Genomic DNA, 1,461 nt, shown 5'->3' with positions numbered 1-1,461 from the left:
GGCGACCACGCGACCGCCGCCCGCCAGTACCAGACGGTGTGGAGCACCGACCACTCGTTCGTCAGCGCCGCCTTCGGCCTGGCACGGATCCGCCTCGCCCAGGACGACCGGGCGGCGGCGATCTCGGTCCTGGACACCGTGCCCGAGCTGTCCAGCCAGTACGTGCACGCCCAGACCGCGCTCGTGTCCGTCCTGTCCACCCGGCACGGCTCCACGGACGCGGCGGAGTTCCTGGAGGCGGGCCAACGCCTGGAACGGCTCGGTCTGGACGGCGACTCCACCGACCGGCTCGCCGCCCGGGTCCTGGAGAACGTCCTGGTCTGGCTCGACGCGGGTGGCCGCGCGCCGGCGGACCGTGTGCTCCTGGGAGCACCGCTCTCGGAGGACGGTGTGCGTGCCAACCTGGAACGGCGTTACCGTACCCTGGCTCATCGCGCCGCCTCGGTGCGTGAACGCCACGAACTCGTGGACAAGGCCAACTCCCTACGCCCCGTGACGCTGCTGTGAGAATCGAAGGTACGTCGATGTCCAAGGTGCGGACCTGCCCTGCCTGCGCCGACAGAGTGGCCGCTGGTGACAGCTTCTGCGAGGGGTGCGGCCGCACCCTTCCGAGCGACATCAGGGACGCTCCCGCCGAGAACCCCGACACGGTGCCCACCGCGCCCCAGGTGAGCCTGTCGGGGGCCACCCGCCCGAGTCCCGACGGCGGCGAACGTCCCGGTCTGACGCCCGAGGACGGCGCGCCCACCGCGCCCCAGGTGAGCCTGTCCGGTGCCACGCGTCCGCGGTCCGGCGGCGGTGCCGACGCCCTGGCCACCCAGCCCCTGCGGCGCGACGCCGTCCTCCCCGCCCCGACGGGCGAGCCCCGGGGCCCCGCCGATGGTGCCCACAGCCCGGCCGAGACCTCCAGACCCCCCAGACCCTCCGGTCAGGCGGGGTCCTCCGAACAATCCGTTCCGACCGTGCCGGAGTGGCCGCCGCCCGCCACCGGAAGCGTCCCGGTCACCCCCACCAACCCCGCCCTCTGCACGTGGTGCCCGGGGCGGGTACGGGACGGGTACTGCATGACGTGCGGCCTGCTCCAGCCCACCGGGCGCGACCACGTCGAGGTGTCCACCGAGAGCGCCGCGGGCGTCAGTGACCGCGGACTGCGGCACAAACGCAACGAGGACGCCATGGCGGTCCGCGTCCTGCCCGCCGACGACCCCCACGCGCCCGGCGCGGTCCTCGCCGTGGTCTGCGACGGGGTGTCCACCTCGCCCCGCCCCGACGAGGCCTCCCGTGTGACCGCCGAAGCCGGCGTCGCCGTCCTCGTCGAGCGCATGCGCCAGGGAGCCGACCCCCGCGAGGCCACCGGCGCGGCGATGACCCACGCCGCCCGTGCCGTGGCCGCGATCGCGGAGTCGCCCCGGTCCGCGCCCGCCTGCACGTTCGTCTCCGCCGTCGTGCGCCCCGACACCG

Annotated in this window: 1 protein-coding gene and 1 pseudogene; both read left to right on the top strand. The window is 74.9% G+C overall.

Annotation, left to right across the window (positions count from 1 at the left end; translation table 11 throughout):
* The coding region (locus tag D471_RS0123070; RefSeq protein ID WP_026127997.1) for a tetratricopeptide repeat protein at positions 1 to 507 on the top strand (507 nt) is incomplete at its 5' end.
* Between the two features lie 17 nt (positions 508 to 524).
* A pseudogene (locus tag D471_RS42010) lies at positions 525 to 1,461 on the top strand (serine/threonine protein phosphatase); the annotation flags it as partial.

The sequence above is a fragment of the Nocardiopsis lucentensis DSM 44048 genome (genome assembly GCF_000341125.1).
Lineage (GTDB): Bacteria > Actinomycetota > Actinomycetes > Streptosporangiales > Streptosporangiaceae > Nocardiopsis > Nocardiopsis lucentensis.
Note: the sequence above shows the minus strand (reverse complement) of the source record. Positions and strands in the feature narration are given on the sequence as shown.